The sequence below is a fragment of the Streptomyces sp. NPDC002896 genome, assembly GCF_040295225.1.
Taxonomy (GTDB): domain Bacteria; phylum Actinomycetota; class Actinomycetes; order Streptomycetales; family Streptomycetaceae; genus Streptomyces.
Map to the genome: position 1 here is coordinate 117755 of NZ_JBEOVA010000020.1, position 15190 is coordinate 132944.

At 69.2% G+C, this 15190-nt stretch carries 8 protein-coding genes; 3 read left to right on the forward strand and 5 right to left on the reverse strand.

All coding sequences use genetic code 11. From position 1 onward, the window contains the following. Positions 1 to 334: 334 nt before the first annotated feature. The 4 genes from ABT009_RS31160 to ABT009_RS31175 form a co-directional block, all read right to left on the reverse strand. Positions 335 to 1408 carry a lytic polysaccharide monooxygenase auxiliary activity family 9 protein gene (locus ABT009_RS31160; protein ID WP_351302346.1) on the reverse strand — a complete coding sequence of 358 codons (1074 nt, stop codon included), beginning with the start codon at positions 1406 to 1408 and terminating at the stop codon, positions 335 to 337. 326 nt (positions 1409 to 1734) lie between these two features. After that, positions 1735 to 3066: a DUF3500 domain-containing protein gene (locus ABT009_RS31165; protein ID WP_351302349.1), complete on the reverse strand. Its 1332-nt coding sequence runs from the start codon at positions 3064 to 3066 to the stop codon at positions 1735 to 1737. A 50-nt stretch (positions 3067 to 3116) separates the two neighbouring features. After that, on the reverse strand, positions 3117 to 4682 hold the full coding sequence (locus tag ABT009_RS31170) for a sensor histidine kinase (RefSeq protein ID WP_351302352.1): 1566 nt from the start codon (positions 4680 to 4682) through the stop codon (positions 3117 to 3119). Then, complete coding sequence (locus tag ABT009_RS31175; RefSeq protein ID WP_351302355.1) at positions 4679 to 5395, reverse strand: response regulator transcription factor; 717 nt, start codon at positions 5393 to 5395, stop codon at positions 4679 to 4681. Before ABT009_RS31175 ends, ABT009_RS31170 begins: the two co-directional genes overlap by 4 nt. Positions 5396 to 5638: 243 nt before the next feature. On the opposite strand from ABT009_RS31175, the gene ABT009_RS31180 reads away from it, so the two are divergent. Beyond that, entirely contained in the window at positions 5639 to 9370 is a 3732-nt protein-coding gene (locus tag ABT009_RS31180) for a S8 family peptidase (protein ID WP_351302358.1), read from the forward strand. Positions 9371 to 9410: 40 nt separating this feature from the next. Then, a complete protein-coding gene (locus tag ABT009_RS31185) occupies positions 9411 to 10412 on the forward strand; it encodes a helix-turn-helix transcriptional regulator (RefSeq protein ID WP_351302361.1) in 1002 nt (333 codons plus the stop codon). Positions 10413 to 10500: 88 nt separating this feature from the next. Here the strand turns inward: ABT009_RS31185 and acnA are convergent, their stop codons facing one another. After that, entirely contained in the window at positions 10501 to 13215 is a 2715-nt protein-coding gene (acnA, locus tag ABT009_RS31190; RefSeq protein WP_351302364.1) for an aconitate hydratase AcnA, read from the reverse strand. A 427-nt stretch (positions 13216 to 13642) separates the two neighbouring features. Here acnA and ABT009_RS31195 point away from each other — a divergent pair, with 427 nt between their 5' ends. After that, positions 13643 to 15172, forward strand: coding sequence for a UDP-N-acetylglucosamine 1-carboxyvinyltransferase (locus ABT009_RS31195; protein ID WP_351302367.1), 1530 nt, complete (start codon positions 13643 to 13645; stop codon positions 15170 to 15172). Positions 15173 to 15190: the final 18 nt, after the last annotated feature.

Below are 15190 nucleotides of genomic sequence, written 5' to 3' on the forward strand. Positions count from 1 at the left end.
ATCGTGCTGGAGTGCTGGAGTGTCGGAATCAGCGGAAACGACACGGCGGTTGCGGCATGGTCCGGCCCGCCTCTGTCTCTCCCCCGGCTCCCCCTCCCTGTCCACAACCTGTCGAACGGCTGGGTGGACGCCGACAGGTATAGTCCACTCTCCGCCGGGGGAGCAAGATCGAATGCGGGTTTGGTCTGCCATCTTTCCCTACTTGAGACCTCGCGGACACACGGGCGGGCCGCGGATTCTCCGCGGCGATCACCGGTTTCGGCCATCAGGCGACGGGCCGGGGCGGACAGACAAAGGGCGGGGGCGGACAGACGCCGCCCCCGCCCTGAACCGCTCAGCCCACCCGGCAGGGAAGGCTCGTGGCGGGATCGTCCCCGGAACCGGTGACCACGTAGCCGAACGTCGTGCTTTCGCCCGGATCCAAGGACCCGTTCCATTCGGCGTTGTGCACCATCACGTCCTGGCCTTCGGTCGTCACGGTGCCGTTCCACAGACTGTCGATCTTCTGTCCGTCGGGCAGCGACCAGTCCACCATCCAGCCGAGCATCGGGATGTCGCCGGTGTTGGTGACGGTAACCTCGGCCTGGTAGCCGCCGGACCAGCTGCCGGTGGTACGGCGGGTGGCGGAGCACTCGCCGGGCGGCGGCTCCGTCGGGGCGCCGGGGTCCTTGATGCCGGTCACTTCACCGTTGCCGCCGTCGAAGACGACGTCGGAGCAGGAGTAGAAGGTCTCCTGGCTGTCCGAGCGCTGCCACACCATGTAGATGATGTGGCGCCCGTCCTTGCCCTCGGGCAGGGCGCCCGTCCACGAGTAGTCGGCCTCGACCGTCCCCGGCGTGCCGTTCAGCGGCGGGTGGTCGACCGTGAGGAAGGGCTGCTCCTCCATGTCGTCCCAGGTGAGCGGCTGGGTCGGATCGAAGCCGTCCTTGGTGATGTAGACGTAGAACCAACCCGGGTGCGCGGCCCAGGCGTTGTACGAGAAGTCGACCGTCGATCCCGCCGTCAGATGCGTGAGCGGCCAGTCGTCGCGCGGCAGGTTGAACCCGGTGAAGTTCGTGTTCCCGCCGCTGCACAGCTCCCCGTCGGGGACGAAGCCGCGGGTGCGGCCGGCTCCGTCCGAGCGGAGCACGGAGAACCAGTTGTAGAACGGCGTGGTGCCGCTCACCTGGGCGGCCGCCGCGCAGGCCGGGTTGACCGGCTTGATCTCCCCGGTGTCCGTGAGCCCGTCCTGCCAGCACAGGAAGGTGCGGCTGCCGGGCTTCATGGGCGTGCCGTGCGCCTCGGCCTTCCCGCCCGCCGTGAAGACCAGCCCCAGGGCCGGGACCGTGGTGAGCAGGGCCAGGAGGACGAGGAAGAAGGCTCTGCGGCGGCGGGGCAGCAGCGGTAATCGCAATCTTGCAACGGACATGACAAACGCGTCCCTTCGTTTTCGATGGCTCGATGATCGTGAGGAAGGTGCGCGTGAGATGGGAACGCCCCTGGGCGGGTTCCGGTCCGCTGACATGTGGGAGCGCTCCCATCCCACTGTTCGTGAAGTTAGCGAGGGCCGCCACACTTGTAAACGCCTGGCGCAGCAAGCAGCGCCGACACATCAGGGCCGTCTGTCCACCGCTGCGTCGTCTGTCCACCGTTGCCCACCTGTCCGCGGGCGCACGAGGGCCGCACCCCCGTGAAGGCGGGTGCGGCCTCGCGATGACTGGAAACCCTGTTCAGCTCGTTCAGCTCACCAGTGGATCACTGGTGGTGAGGAGACGTCAGATAGTGCTGTCGAAGGAGCTCCTTTCCGTAGTCGTTGCCGTTCGGCGTGCGGATGATGGAGTGGACGTGCTTCTGCGTCGCGCCGCTCCCTTGCGTAGCGCCGTAAGCACCCGCGAGGGGACCCGGTCCCTGGCAGTCGACCTCGATCCAGACGACGGGGCTGTGCACCCGGATATAGAAGGCGGAGTCGTCCTCGATGCCGCCGGCCCAGGTGACGTAGGTGTCGCCCAGGTGCTTGCGGATCTCGGCCATGCGTACCTTGGCGGCGTCCGCCTTGGCACGGCCGACGAACGCCTCGGCGACGGCGAGGAGCTTGAGCCTCTGGGCGCCGGTGAGTGCGTTGCCCCGGATGCCTCCGTACTCCTGGACGGTGTTGTCAGAGAAGGCTCCTGCCTTCATCGACTCGTTGGACTTCGTCGAGGACTCGATGGCCACCTTCTGCTGCGCCTCCGTCAGGGAGTTGATGAAGGCCAGGCTCGCCACGACCTCCTCGTGGCACACTGTCACGGTCTCCCCGTCGATCTCCATGGAGGTCGGCTCCGAGCCCCAGAAGCAGGGGCTCATGACGACCTGGTCGCCGAGGACGAAGTAGTTGATGACCAGGTGGTGGCCGTCGAACTGGAAGCCCCAGGGCTCGGTGGCGGACGGTGTGCCCATGACCGTCCAGTAATACGCCTCGGAGTTGAAGGACTTCGTGTTGTCGATCGCCTCGCCCGCGGCCTGGTTGATCTTGCGGACCTTCTCCGCGGTCTCCAGTCCGTCGGCGCTGAGGGCCGACTTCAGCAGGGTGGTGCCGAGCGCCTTCTGGTCGTCGGAGAGGTCGGCGAGGCTGACGCCCTGGCGCTCGTACGAGTCGACGTTGCTCCACAGCCGCCACTCGGTGGAGTGGACGGTGAACTGCGTCGACGACTTCTGGTCGTCGGTCAGGCCCGCCAGGAATGCGTTCGCGGCGGCGATCACGGGAGCGGTGGCGACACCCGTGGAGTGGATCGTGAACAGGTCGTCGATCCTCTTGCCGTCGGTGGTGAGACCGAAGAAGTCCTCGGTGATCGACTGGTTGCCGGGGCCGCCGGCCCCGCCGCCAGGGCCGCCACTGGGCGCGCCGCTCGGTGCGGCCGACGCCGAGGCATCGGCCGTTGCGGTGGTGTCGTCGGCGAGAGCGGCCCAGGCCCCGGCGCCGCCCATGGTCGCAACGGCCGTGGCACCGCTCGCGAAGAAGACCTTGCGCATGAAGTTGCGGCGACTGGCGTGAGCGCCTCGGCCCGGCTTCGGCTCCGTGCCGGGCTCTTCGGTGTCGAGCTCGATCATCGTCGCTGACTCCCTTCGTCGTGGCCACGTCCCTCCCGGACGGCCGTGCGTCACGACTGTGGGGCCCCAACCTGAGCCGAACCTGAAGCCGCGTCCGAAACCGCGTCCGACGCCATGTCCGGGGCCGCGCCTGCCGGGGGCAGCGTGAGCGCGAACTCCGTGCGGCCGGGTTCGCTGTCCACGGTGATCCGGCCGCCGTGCGCCGCCGTGATCGCGGCGGCGATGGCCAGCCCCAGGCCCGTACTGCCGCTGCCACCGCTGCCGGTGGTGCTGGTCCGGGACCGGGAGGCGTCGCCGCGCGTGAAGCGCTCGAAGACCGACGGCAGGAACTGAGCCGGGATGCCGGGGCCGTCGTCCCGTACGCGGATGGTGCAGCACGCGTCCGTGGCCTCCACCGACGCGACGACGGTCGTCCCCGGCGGCGTGTGCACACGGGCGTTGGTCAGGAGGTTCGCCACGACCTGGTGCAGCCGCGCCTCGTCGCCGACGACGAGCGCCGGACGGTCGATGAGCAGCGCCAGCTCCCAGTGGTGGGTGTCACCGGCGGCGCGCGCGTCCCACACGGCCTCGGCGACCAGCGCCGCGAGGTCCACCTCCCCGGAGTGAAGGGGGCGGCCCTCGTCCAGCCGGGCCAGCAACAGCAGGTCCTCGACGAGCCCGGTCATACGGGCCGACTCGGCGGAGACCCGGCGCCAGGCAAGGCTGGACTCGATCCGCTCGGTGCCGCGGTTCATCAGCTCCGCGTATCCGGCGATCGACGCGAGCGGCGTGCGCAGTTCATGGCTGGCGTCCGCGAGGAACCGGCGCATCCGTTCCTCGCTGCGCCGCATCTCCTCCTCGCTGCGCTGGCGCTGGGCGAGCGAGGTCTCGACGTGGTCGATCATGCGGTTGAGCGCGGCGCCGACCTGTCCGGCCTCGCTTCCGGGGTCGGTGTCGCGTTCGGGGACCCGGGTGAGGCCGGTCACCTCGCCACGGTCCAGCCGGAAGCGCGACACCTCGACGGCGGTGGCGGCGACCCGGCCGAGCGGGCGCAGCTGCCGCCGGATCACCACGGCGCACACGCAGCCCGCGACGGCGAGGCCGACGCCGGCCACCACGGCCTCGACCACGACCAGTCGGCTGATCATGTCCTGTACGTCGTCCATCGGCAGCCCGGCGAGGACGGACGTGCCGTCGCCGCCGATGGCGGTGACGCGGTAGGTGCCGAGGCCCGGGACGGTGCGGGTGTGCAGCGTGCCGTCGGTCCTGATGCCGTCCAGAGCGGCACGCTGGCCGGCGGTGAGTACCTGCTGGCCGCCGTCCCGGGTCACCACTTCCGCGGTGCTGACGTTCCCCTCGTCGTCGAACCGGGCGGCGAGCGTACCGACGGCATGCCCCCGCTCGCCGAGGAACCCCAGGTCCGTCGCGTCTCCTGGACGGCGCTGGAGTCCGCCCTGGCTGCGTTCGGCGGTGTCGGTGACGCGCTGGTCGAGATTGCCGAGCAGATAGGCGCGTTGGGCGAGGATCGTGGTGAGGGCCATGGCGGCGAGCACTGCGACAAGGGTCATGCTGATGAAGACCAGCAGCCGCGTCCGCAGCGACCGCCCGTTCAGGCGTGCGTGCCCGCGGGTGTTCATCGCCCGTCCTCCGGCGGCCTGATGGCGTATCCCACCCCGCGCACCGTGCGGATCATCGGCGCACGCCCCTTGTCGATCTTGCGGCGGAGGCTGGAGATGTACACCTCGACCAGGTTCCCGCCGCCGTCGAAGGAGCTGCTCCACACGTACTCCAGGATCTGGGCCTTGCTCAGCACCTGGCGCGGGTGGCTCAGGAACAGGCTGAGCAGGTCGAACTCCTTGGCCGTCAGCTGGATCGACGTGCCGTCGCGGTGCACCTCCCGGGTCTCCTCGGTCAGGACCAGGTCCCCGAGGACCAGGACGGTGTCGTCGGCCCTGGTGTCCTCGACGCCGGCCCGGCGCAGCAGCCCTCGCAGCCGCAGCACGACCTCCTCCAGGGCGAAGGGCTTCGTGACGTAGTCGTCGGCGCCCGCGGCGAGCCCGTCGATGCGGTGCTCCAGCGCGTCGCGTGCCGTGAGCATGAGCATGGGGAGCTTCGGGTTCTCGGACCGCAGCCGCTTGAGCACCTGGACGCCGTCGAGGTCGGGCAGCATCCCGTCGAGCACGACGGCGTGCGGGGCGCAGCCGCGTGCGGTCTTCAGGGCGGTCCGGCCGTCGCCCGCGAGATAAGGCCGCCACCCCGCCTCCGTCACCGCCACGGACAGCAGTTCGGTCAGGCTGTCCTCGTCGTCGACGATCAGCACGCGGACGTGGCCGCTTCGGGTGCCAGGCATAGCCGGATGCTCCCCCGGTCGTCTGGGAGGAGCCTGTGGGCCACATGTGCGTCGGCGACGAGTCCAGCGCTCCGGGCACGGCGGCAGCGGGGGCGGTCCGTACCCTGCGTCCCTCCCGTGACCGAAGTAGGCCATGGCACAGCTCGGCCACAGAGATCCCTTGAGCGCCTGATCTCACGGCGACCACCCTGATCACAACTCCCGGCAGGACAGCCGGGTGTCATCAGGGGAGGCAGCAGACACATGCGAAGACTCCATATCCTCTGGGCCGCCGTGGGGGCGGCCACCGGACTGCTCGCGGGTGCCATCGCGCCCGTGGCAGCAGCCGATCCGAGGTCCCCGGCCACCACGCCGGGGACCTCGATGGCGAAGGGGGCCGGTGCCCGGACCGTCACCCTCATCACCGGTGACACGGTGACCGTCACCACCGCCGCGGACGGGAAGCACGCCGTGGACGTGCAGCGCGGCGAGGGCCGCGAGGCCGTCGAGTTCGTGTCGAGCGAGCAGAACGGCGAGGTCAGCGTCGTACCGGTGGACGCGCTGCCGCTGGTGCAGGCGGGGCGGCTCGATCCGGCGCTGTTCAACATCACGCGACTGGTGAAGCAGGGGTACGCGGACAAGGCGGACAAGGCAGGCAAGGGAGCCCAGAAGACCGGGACCACGTCCATCCCGCTGATCGCCACCTATCGGGAGGGCAAGGCAGCCGAGGTTCCCGAGGGTTCGCGCAAGACGGTGGCGCTGCCGGGGATCGACGGAGCCGCGCTCTCGGCGAAGAAGGCGGATGCGGAGGACTTCTGGGCGGACATCGCACCGGCATCGGCGAAGGACGTCGAGGGCGTCAAGAACTCCAAGCTCGGCGAGGGCCTCGACAAGCTCTGGCTGGATTCCAAGGTCAAGGTCTCCCTCGACGTCAGCGTCCCGCAGATCGGCGCCCCCGAGCTGTGGAAGGCCGGTTACGACGGCAAGGGCGTCAAGGTCGCCGTCCTCGACACCGGCGCCGACACCGGCCACCCCGACCTCGCGGGGAAGATAGCCGAGTCGCAGAGCTTCGTGCCCGACCAGGCGGTGCAGGACGGGCACGGCCACGGTACGCACGTGGCGTCCACGATCGTGGGATCGGGCGCGGCGTCGGGAGGCAAGTTCAAGGGCGTGGCGCCGGGCGCCGACCTGATGGTCGGCAAGGTGCTTGACAACTCCGGTTCCGGCCAGTCCTCCTGGATCATCGCGGGCATGGAGTGGGCCGCGGACTCCGGCGCGGACGTCATCTCCATGTCGCTGGGCGGCACCGCGTACGCGGCCTCGGATCCCCTGAGCGAGGCCGTGGACGAGCTGTCCGCGTCCACGGGCGCCCTGTTCGTGATCGCAGCGGGCAACTCGGGCCCGCGCGAGCAGACCGTCGGCACCCCCGGCATCGCGGACTCCGCCCTCACCGTGGGCGCGGTCAGCAAGGCCGACGCACTCGCCGCCTTCTCCAGCCGCGGTCCTCGTACCGGCGACTACGGGGTCAAGCCGGAGATCACCGCGCCGGGTGTCGGCATCGTGGCGGCCCGCGCCTCCGGCACCACCATGGGGACGCCCGTCGACGACAACTACACGTCGGCGAACGGTACGTCGATGGCGACCCCGCATGTCGCCGGCGCGGCAGCGCTGGTCGCCCAGGCGCACCCGGACTGGACGAACCAGCAGCTCAAGGCCGCCCTCGCCAGCACCGCGAAGACCAACACCACCAACTCCGTCTTCCAGCAGGGCGATGGCCGCGTCGACGTCGTGCGCGCCGCCAACCAGAACGTCTTCGCGACGCCCACGCTGAGCTTCGGGCTGTACGAGGAAGGCGACACGGAGGTCGACGGCAAGGACATCACGTACACCAACGCCACGGACGCCGCGGTCACGTTGAAGCTGAGCAGCTCCCTGAGCGACGACTCGCTCAGCCTGGGCGCCTCCGAGGTGACGATCCCGGCCGGCGGCACCGCCACCGTCCCCGTCGCGGTCGACCCCGCCAAGGCCGAGAAGGGCCGCTACGCGGGCCACATCACCGCGACCGCCGAAGGCGTCACCGTCACCACGGGCATCGGCTACGAGAAGCAGCCGAAGAAGTACAACCTGAAGGTGAAGGTCCTGGGCCGCGACGGCGCCGAGGTTCCGTCCGCGACCTACACCATGCAGGAACTGGACTACGCGTACCCCAACGAGTACGGGTTCATGGGCGGTTCGGACACCTGGCGGGTCCCGGCCGGGACGTACTCCTTCGCCACCTGGATCCCCGAGCTGGACTCCAGCGGCGGGGCAATCAGCACCTCGGTCGTCGGCGATCCTCAGATCGAGGTCACGGGTGACATGGAGGTGACACTCGACGCCCGCAAGGCGGTCGAGATCAAGCCGGTGACGAAGGACCGCGACGCCAAGCACAAGGGCTTCACCACCTCGTGGCACCGGGAGGGCCCAGGCAGCAGCTTCGGCCTGACGTACTCCGAAGGCCAGTGGAAGGACCACATCTATGTCGCGCCGACCGAGGAGGTCACGAAGGGGACCTTCGACTTCTACGCCAAGTTCCGCCTGTATGCGAAGGAGCTGACGGCGAGCGTCACGAGCCCGGAGAGTTACGCGCTCAATCCCGCGTACGCCAACACCTACACCGGCTTCCCAGTGAAGATCACCGGTGACCGCACGGTCCAGGCGGTGGACGCGGGCGCCGGCACCGCGGCCGACTTCGAGGGCCTCGACGTGAAGGGCAAGGCGGTCGTGGTCGGCGTCGGCGCGACGGTGTGGGGCCCGGACGAGGCACTCGCCAACGCCACCGCGGCCGGGGCGAGCTACCTCATCGCGTATCGCAAGAAGCCCGGTCGCTGGCTCACCGCCGTGGACAGCGCGACGATCCCCGTGATCACCCTCTCCGGGGAGGAGGGCGAGGAGCTCACCTCGCTCCTGCAGAGCTCCGATGAGGTCACGCTGAAGCTGGGCGGCACGGAGATCAGCCCGTACGTCTACAACCTGGTGTTCGCGGAGTCCGGGGCGATCTCGGCCGACCAGACGTACAAGCTCGACCACACCAACCTCGTCAAGCAGAAGGTGCGCTACCACGCGGCCCGGGCCGACGAGATCAGCTACGACAGGCTGCACACCTTCCGCCCCTGGCAGCTCTTCTCGATCGACACCGGTCAGTATCTGTACACGGGCACGGAGCGCACCGAGTACCACCTCGCCGACCCCGACACCCGCGTCTGGCACAACGCGGACCCGGCGTACGACGCCCGGCAGGGACAGTGGTCGCACCTGCGCACGTACGACAAGGCGGGCACCGAGCCCGCCGAGGACTGGTTCCGGCAGGTCGTCCGCCCCGCGACGGACACCGAGTACGGCCTCTCGGAGCGCACCGGCGACAAGCTCACCTTCACCGTCGCGGAGCTGAGCGACTCGACGCTCGGCCACTACGGATACGTCGACGGCACCCAGGCCACGTCGAAGGGCACGCTGTACGCGGACGGCACACCGGTCGGCGACGCGGCGTACGGCGGCTGGGGCGCCTTCGACGTCCCGGCGGCCGAGGCCTCGTACCGCTTCGTGCTCGACACCAAGCGGACGGCCGACTGGGCACCGTACTCCACGAGCACCCACACCGAATGGTCCTTCACCTCGGCGCACACCGACGCGGAGACGGCGCTGCCGCTGCTCTCCGTCGACTACGACCTGAACGGTCTCGACATCCTCAACCGCGCTGCCGGCCCGGAATTGGATCTCGGTCTCTCGGTCCGGAACCAGGAGGGGAACGTCGAGGCTCGCGATCTGAAGGCCTGGGTCTCCTACGACGACGGCACGTCCTGGAAGGAGGTGATGGTCCGGCAGGGCGAGGACGGCTACCTCGCGAAGATCAAGCACCCGAAGGGCGCGAAGTTCGTGTCGCTGCGCGTCCAGGCATCCGACCCGGACGGAAACAAGATCGACCAGACCGTGCTGCGCGCCTACGGCGTGAAGTAGGCATCACAGCTTTAACACAGATCCACTACCGTGCCGGGTCATGGTGAACACGGGACTCGACTCGGCACCCCGGACCCCCGCCGCGAACCCCTGGGCCGCGGTGGGGGTCTCCTCTTTCGACGAGCTGCTGTACCAGGCGATCCTCCATCAGCCCGACGCCGGCCCCGCCGGCTGGGCTCTGCTGACCGGCGCGTCCGCCGACCAGGTCCACGAGGCCTGTGACCGGCTCCTTGCTCTGGGGCTGCTGCAGCCGCCGGACTCGGTCGGCGAGCTGCGGGCCGTCGATCCGCGCGTGGCGATCCGCGCCCTGATCCGCCGACGTGAGACCGAGTCGGAGCTGCTCGCCGCCACCGCCGCGGAGATGGCCACGGCGTACGAGGCAGGACTGTTACGCGAGAAGCCGGACCGCCTGCTCGACGTCGTATCGGGCGAGGGCGCCAACGCCGCGCGCCTGGAGGAGCTGTACGCCCGCGCCGAGCACGAGGTGTGCCTCTTCGACACACCGCCGTATCTCGCCCCGCGCACCCCGCAGTTGGATCTTCAGGCCGATCTGCTGAGCCGAGGAGTGGTCTACCGCGCGGTCTACGCGGCCACCGCCCTCGAGGACCCCGACGTCCTCTCGCATGCCCGGAAGATGGTCGAACTCGGCGAACAGGCCCGTGTGCTGCCCTCCGTGCCGGCGAAGCTGCTGCTCGTCGACGGCCGGGCGGCGATGCTGCCGCTGACGGCCTCCGACGCGGGCGGCTACTGCTCGGTCGTCGTACGGCACTCGGCGGTGACCGAGGCGTTGCAAAAGCTGTTCGAGATGGCCTGGCAGCAGGCGACGCCGCTCGGCCAGCCGGTGCCCGACGGTGAGCTGACGGAGGGCGAGCGGAGGCTGGTCGGTCTGCTCGCGGCCGGCATGAAGGACGAGGCGGTGGCGCGGCACCTGGGTGTGAGCCTGCGGACGCTGCGGCGCCGGGTGAGCGAGTTGCAGGACCGGCTCGGCGCCGCCAGCCGGTTCCAGCTGGGGGTGCGGGCGGCGCAGCGCGGCTGGGTGTGACACCGACACCGCACACCGCGTACGTACGGCGAAGGGCCGCACCCCCGGTGAACGGAGATGCGGCCCTCAAGTGCCGGTGCCGTACCGCTTACTTGCGGATCAGCGAGCGCAGCACGTACTGCATGATGCCGCCGTTGCGGTAGTAGTCCGCCTCACCGGGGGTGTCGATGCGGACGACCGCGTCGAACTCGACGCCGGTGTCGGTGGTGACCTTCACCGTGCGCGGCGTGGTGCCCTCGTTGAGCTCGGTCACGCCGGTGAAGGAGAAGGCCTCCTCGCCGGTCAGGCCGAGGGACTCGGCCGAGGCGCCCTCCGGGAACTGCAGCGGCAGGACGCCCATGCCGATGAGGTTCGAGCGGTGGATGCGCTCGTACGACTCGGCGATGACGGCCTTGACGCCGAGCAGCGCGGTGCCCTTCGCGGCCCAGTCGCGGGACGAGCCGGAGCCGTACTCCTTGCCCGCCAGGATCACCAGCGGGATGCCGGCGGCCTGGTAGTTCTGCGACGCGTCGTAGATGAAGGAGACCGGGCCGCCCTCCTGCGTGAAGTCGCGGGTGTAGCCGCCCTCGGTCCCCGGCGCGATCTGGTTGCGCAGGCGGATGTTGGCGAACGTGCCGCGGATCATGACCTCGTGGTTGCCACGGCGGGAGCCGTAGGAGTTGAAGTCACGACGCTCCACACCGTGCCCGGTGAGGTACTTGCCGGCCGGGGTGTCGGCCTTGATCGCACCGGCCGGGGAGATGTGGTCGGTGGTGACCGAGTCGCCCAGCTTGGCAAGGACGCGGGCGCCGGCGATGTCCGAGACCGGGGTGGTCTCCATCGTCATGCCCTCGAAGTACGGGGGCTTGCGGACGTACGTGGACTGCGGGTCCCACTCGAAGGTGTTGCCGGTGGGGATCGGCAGCGACTGCCACTGGGCGTCGCCGGCGAAGACGTCCTGGTAGGACTTGTTGAACATGTCCTCGCCGATGGCCGAGGCGACGACCTCGTTGACCTCGGCCTCGGTCGGCCAGATGTCCTCGAGGTGGACCGGCTTGCCCTCGGTGTCCGTGCCGATGGCGTCGCGCGTGATGTCGACCTTCATCGAACCGGCGATGGCGTAGGCGACGACCAGCGGCGGGGACGCCAGGTAGTTCATCTTGACGTCGGGGTTGATCCGGCCCTCGAAGTTACGGTTGCCGGAAAGCACCGAAGTGACCGCCAGGTCGTGCTCGTTGACGGCCTTGGAGACCTCTTCGTCGAGCGGACCGGAGTTGCCGATGCAGGTGGTGCAGCCGTAGCCGACCAGGTTGAAGCCCAGCTTGTCGAGGTACGGGGTCAGGCCCGCCTTGTCGAAGTAGTCCGTGACGACCTTCGAGCCCGGCGCCAGGGTGGTCTTGACCCACGGCTTGCGGGTCAGGCCCTTCTCGACCGCCTTCTTGGCCACCAGGGCGGCGGCGACCATGACGTACGGGTTCGAGGTGTTGGTGCAGGAGGTGATGGCCGCGACGGTCACAGCGCCGTGGTCGATCTCGTACGTCGAGCCGTCGGGGGCGGTGACCAGGGTCGGCTTGGTCGGCACACCGTTGCTGACGGCCGGGGAGTCGGAGGCCGGGAAGGACTCCTCGCCCGCCTCGTCGGCGGTGTCCACGTAGTTCCGTACGTCCTGCGAGAACTGGTACGCGGCGTCGGCGAGGACGATGCGGTCCTGCGGGCGCTTCGGGCCGGCGATCGACGGGACGACCGTCGACAGGTCCAGCTCGAGCTTCTCGGAGAAGTCGGGCTCGGCGGCCGGGTCGAGCCAGAGGCCCTGCTCCTTGGCGTACGCCTCGACGAGCGCGACCTGCTGCTCGCTGCGGCCGGTCAGCTTGAGGTAGTTCAGGGTCTCGCCGTCGATCGGGAAGATCGCGGCGGTGGAACCGAACTCCGGCGACATGTTGCCGATGGTGGCGCGGTTGGCGAGCGAGGTGGCGGCGACGCCCTCGCCGTAGAACTCGACGAACTTGCCGACGACACCGTGCTTGCGGAGCATCTCGGTGATGGTCAGCACGAGGTCGGTGGCGGTGGTGCCCGGCTTGAGCTCGCCGGTCAGCTTGAAGCCGACGACGCGCGGGATGAGCATCGAGACGGGCTGGCCGAGCATCGCGGCCTCGGCCTCGATGCCACCGACGCCCCAGCCGAGGACGCCGAGGCCGTTGACCATGGTGGTGTGCGAGTCGGTGCCGACGAGGGTGTCGGGGTAGGCCTGGCCGTTACGGACCATGACCGTACGGGCCAGGTGCTCGATGTTGACCTGGTGGACGATGCCGGTGCCCGGCGGGACGACCTTGAACTCGTCGAACGCGGTCTGGCCCCAGCGCAGGAACTGGTAGCGCTCCTTGTTGCGGCCGTACTCCAGCTCCACGTTCTGGGCGAAGGAGTCCGGGGTGCCGAACTTGTCGGCGATGACGGAGTGGTCGATGACCAGCTCGGCCGGGGCCAGCGGGTTGATCTTCGCCGGGTCGCCGCCGAGCTCCTTGACGGCCTCGCGCATGGTGGCGAGGTCCACGACACAGGGCACACCGGTGAAGTCCTGCATGATCACGCGGGCCGGCGTGAACTGGATCTCCTGGCTCGGCTGCGCCTGCGAGTCCCACCCACCGAGCGCCCGGATGTGGTCGGCGGTGATGTTCGCGCCGTCCTCGGTGCGGAGCAGGTTCTCCAGCAGCACCTTCAGGCTGTAGGGCAGGCGAGCGGAGCCCTCGACCTTGTCCAGCCTGAAGATCTCGTACGACTCGTCGCCCACCTGCAGCGTGCTGCGGGCGTCGAAGCTGTTCGCCGACACGACAGTCTCCTTCATTTTTGTGCGCGTACCACCGCATCCTGCCGCCACGACTCGTCGCCGATCCGCTAAGGTAAGGCTAAGTTAGGTCACCCTTACCGGGGTGGCGGCTGCGGTGCGCCTCGGCAGATATCTCGATGTCGAGATAACTCTAATACATGGGGGCTGTTCGGTCATGCCCTGACCCCGCGCCACTACCGATGAACCGGCGACCCGCCCCTGAAGCTCCGGCCGAGGATCGTCACGCCCCTGCATCATTAGATGCAAACCGGGACAACCAGAACACTTCGACACCCGTTCGGCCGCGCCCCGGTTGCGCGGAGCGAATGCCCGACTGACCGTCAAAAAGCGCCTCCCGCGCGCGTACCAGCCTCACTCGGATGCCACCCCCGACGCGTGTCCATCTCATATCTGAGATAACCTGCGCCACATGGCAGACGACTACCTCGTACGCATCGGCAAGCTCATCCGTGACGCGCGTCAGCATCGCGGCTGGTCACAGGCGCAGCTCGCGGAGGCTCTCGGCACCAGTCAGAGCGCCGTCAACCGGGTCGAGCGCGGCAACCAGAACATCAGCCTTGAGATGATTGCCCGGATCGGCGAAGCGCTGGACAGTGAGATCGTCTCACTGGGGTACGCGGGGCCGATGCACCTTCGCGTGGTGGGCGGACGCCGGCTGTCGGGATCCATCGACGTCAAGACGAGCAAGAACGCCTGTGTGGCGCTGCTGTGCGCATCACTGCTCAACAAGGGGCGTACGGTGCTGCGCCGCGTCGCCCGTATCGAGGAGGTGTACCGGCTCCTCGAGGTGCTCAACTCCATCGGCGTGCGCACCCGTTGGATCAACGACCGGGTCGACCTGGAGATCGTGCCGCCCGCCGAGCTGGACATGGGCGCCATCGACGCGGAGGCGGCCCGCCGCACCCGCTCGATCATCATGTTCCTCGGCCCGCTCCTGCACCGTATGGACCACTTCAAGCTGCCGTACGCGGGCGGCTGCGACCTCGGCACGCGCACCGTCGAACCGCACATGATCGCGCTGCGCCGGTTCGGCCTCGACATCACGGCGACCGAGGGCCTTTACCACGCGCAGGTGGACCGCGCGGTGACGCCCCAGCGGCCGATCGTGCTGACCGAGCGGGGCGACACCGTGACCGAGAACGCGCTGCTCGCGGCCGCGCGCCACAACGGCACGACGGTCATCCGCAACGCCTCGTCCAACTACATGGTCCAGGACCTCTGCTTCTTCCTCGAAGCGCTCGGCGTCAAGGTCGACGGCATCGGCACGACGACCCTGACCGTGCACGGCGTACCCAACATCGAGGTGGACGTCGACTACTCGCCCTCCGAGGACCCGGTCGAGGCGATGAGCCTGCTCGCCGCGGCCGTCGTCACCGAGTCCGAGCTGACCGTGTGCCGCGTGCCGATCGAGTTCCTCGAGATCGAGCTCGCGGTGCTGGAGGAGATGGGCCTCGACCACGACCGCACCCCGGAGTACGTCGCCGACAACGGCCGCACCCGGCTCGTGGACCTCACCGTCCGGCCCTCCAAACTCGAGGCGCCGATCGACAAGGTCCACCCGATGCCGTTCCCGGGCCTGAACATCGACAACGTCCCGTTCTTCGCGGCCATCGCCGCCGCCGCCCAGGGCAAGACCCTGATCCACGACTGGGTGTACGACAACCGCGCGATCTATCTGACCGATCTGAACCGCCTCGGCGGGCGGCTGCAGCTGCTCGACCCGCACCGGGTACTGGTCGAGGGCCCGACCCGCTGGCGCGCCGCCGAGATGATGTGCCCGCCCGCGCTGCGGCCGGCCGTCGTCGTCCTCCTCGCGATGATGGCCGCCGAGGGCACGTCGGTCCTTCGGAACGTGTACGTCATCAACCGCGGTTACGAGGACCTGGCGGAGCGACTCAACTCGGTGGGCGCTCAGATCGAGATCTTCCGGGACATCTGAGCGTTCTCTGAAAGATAG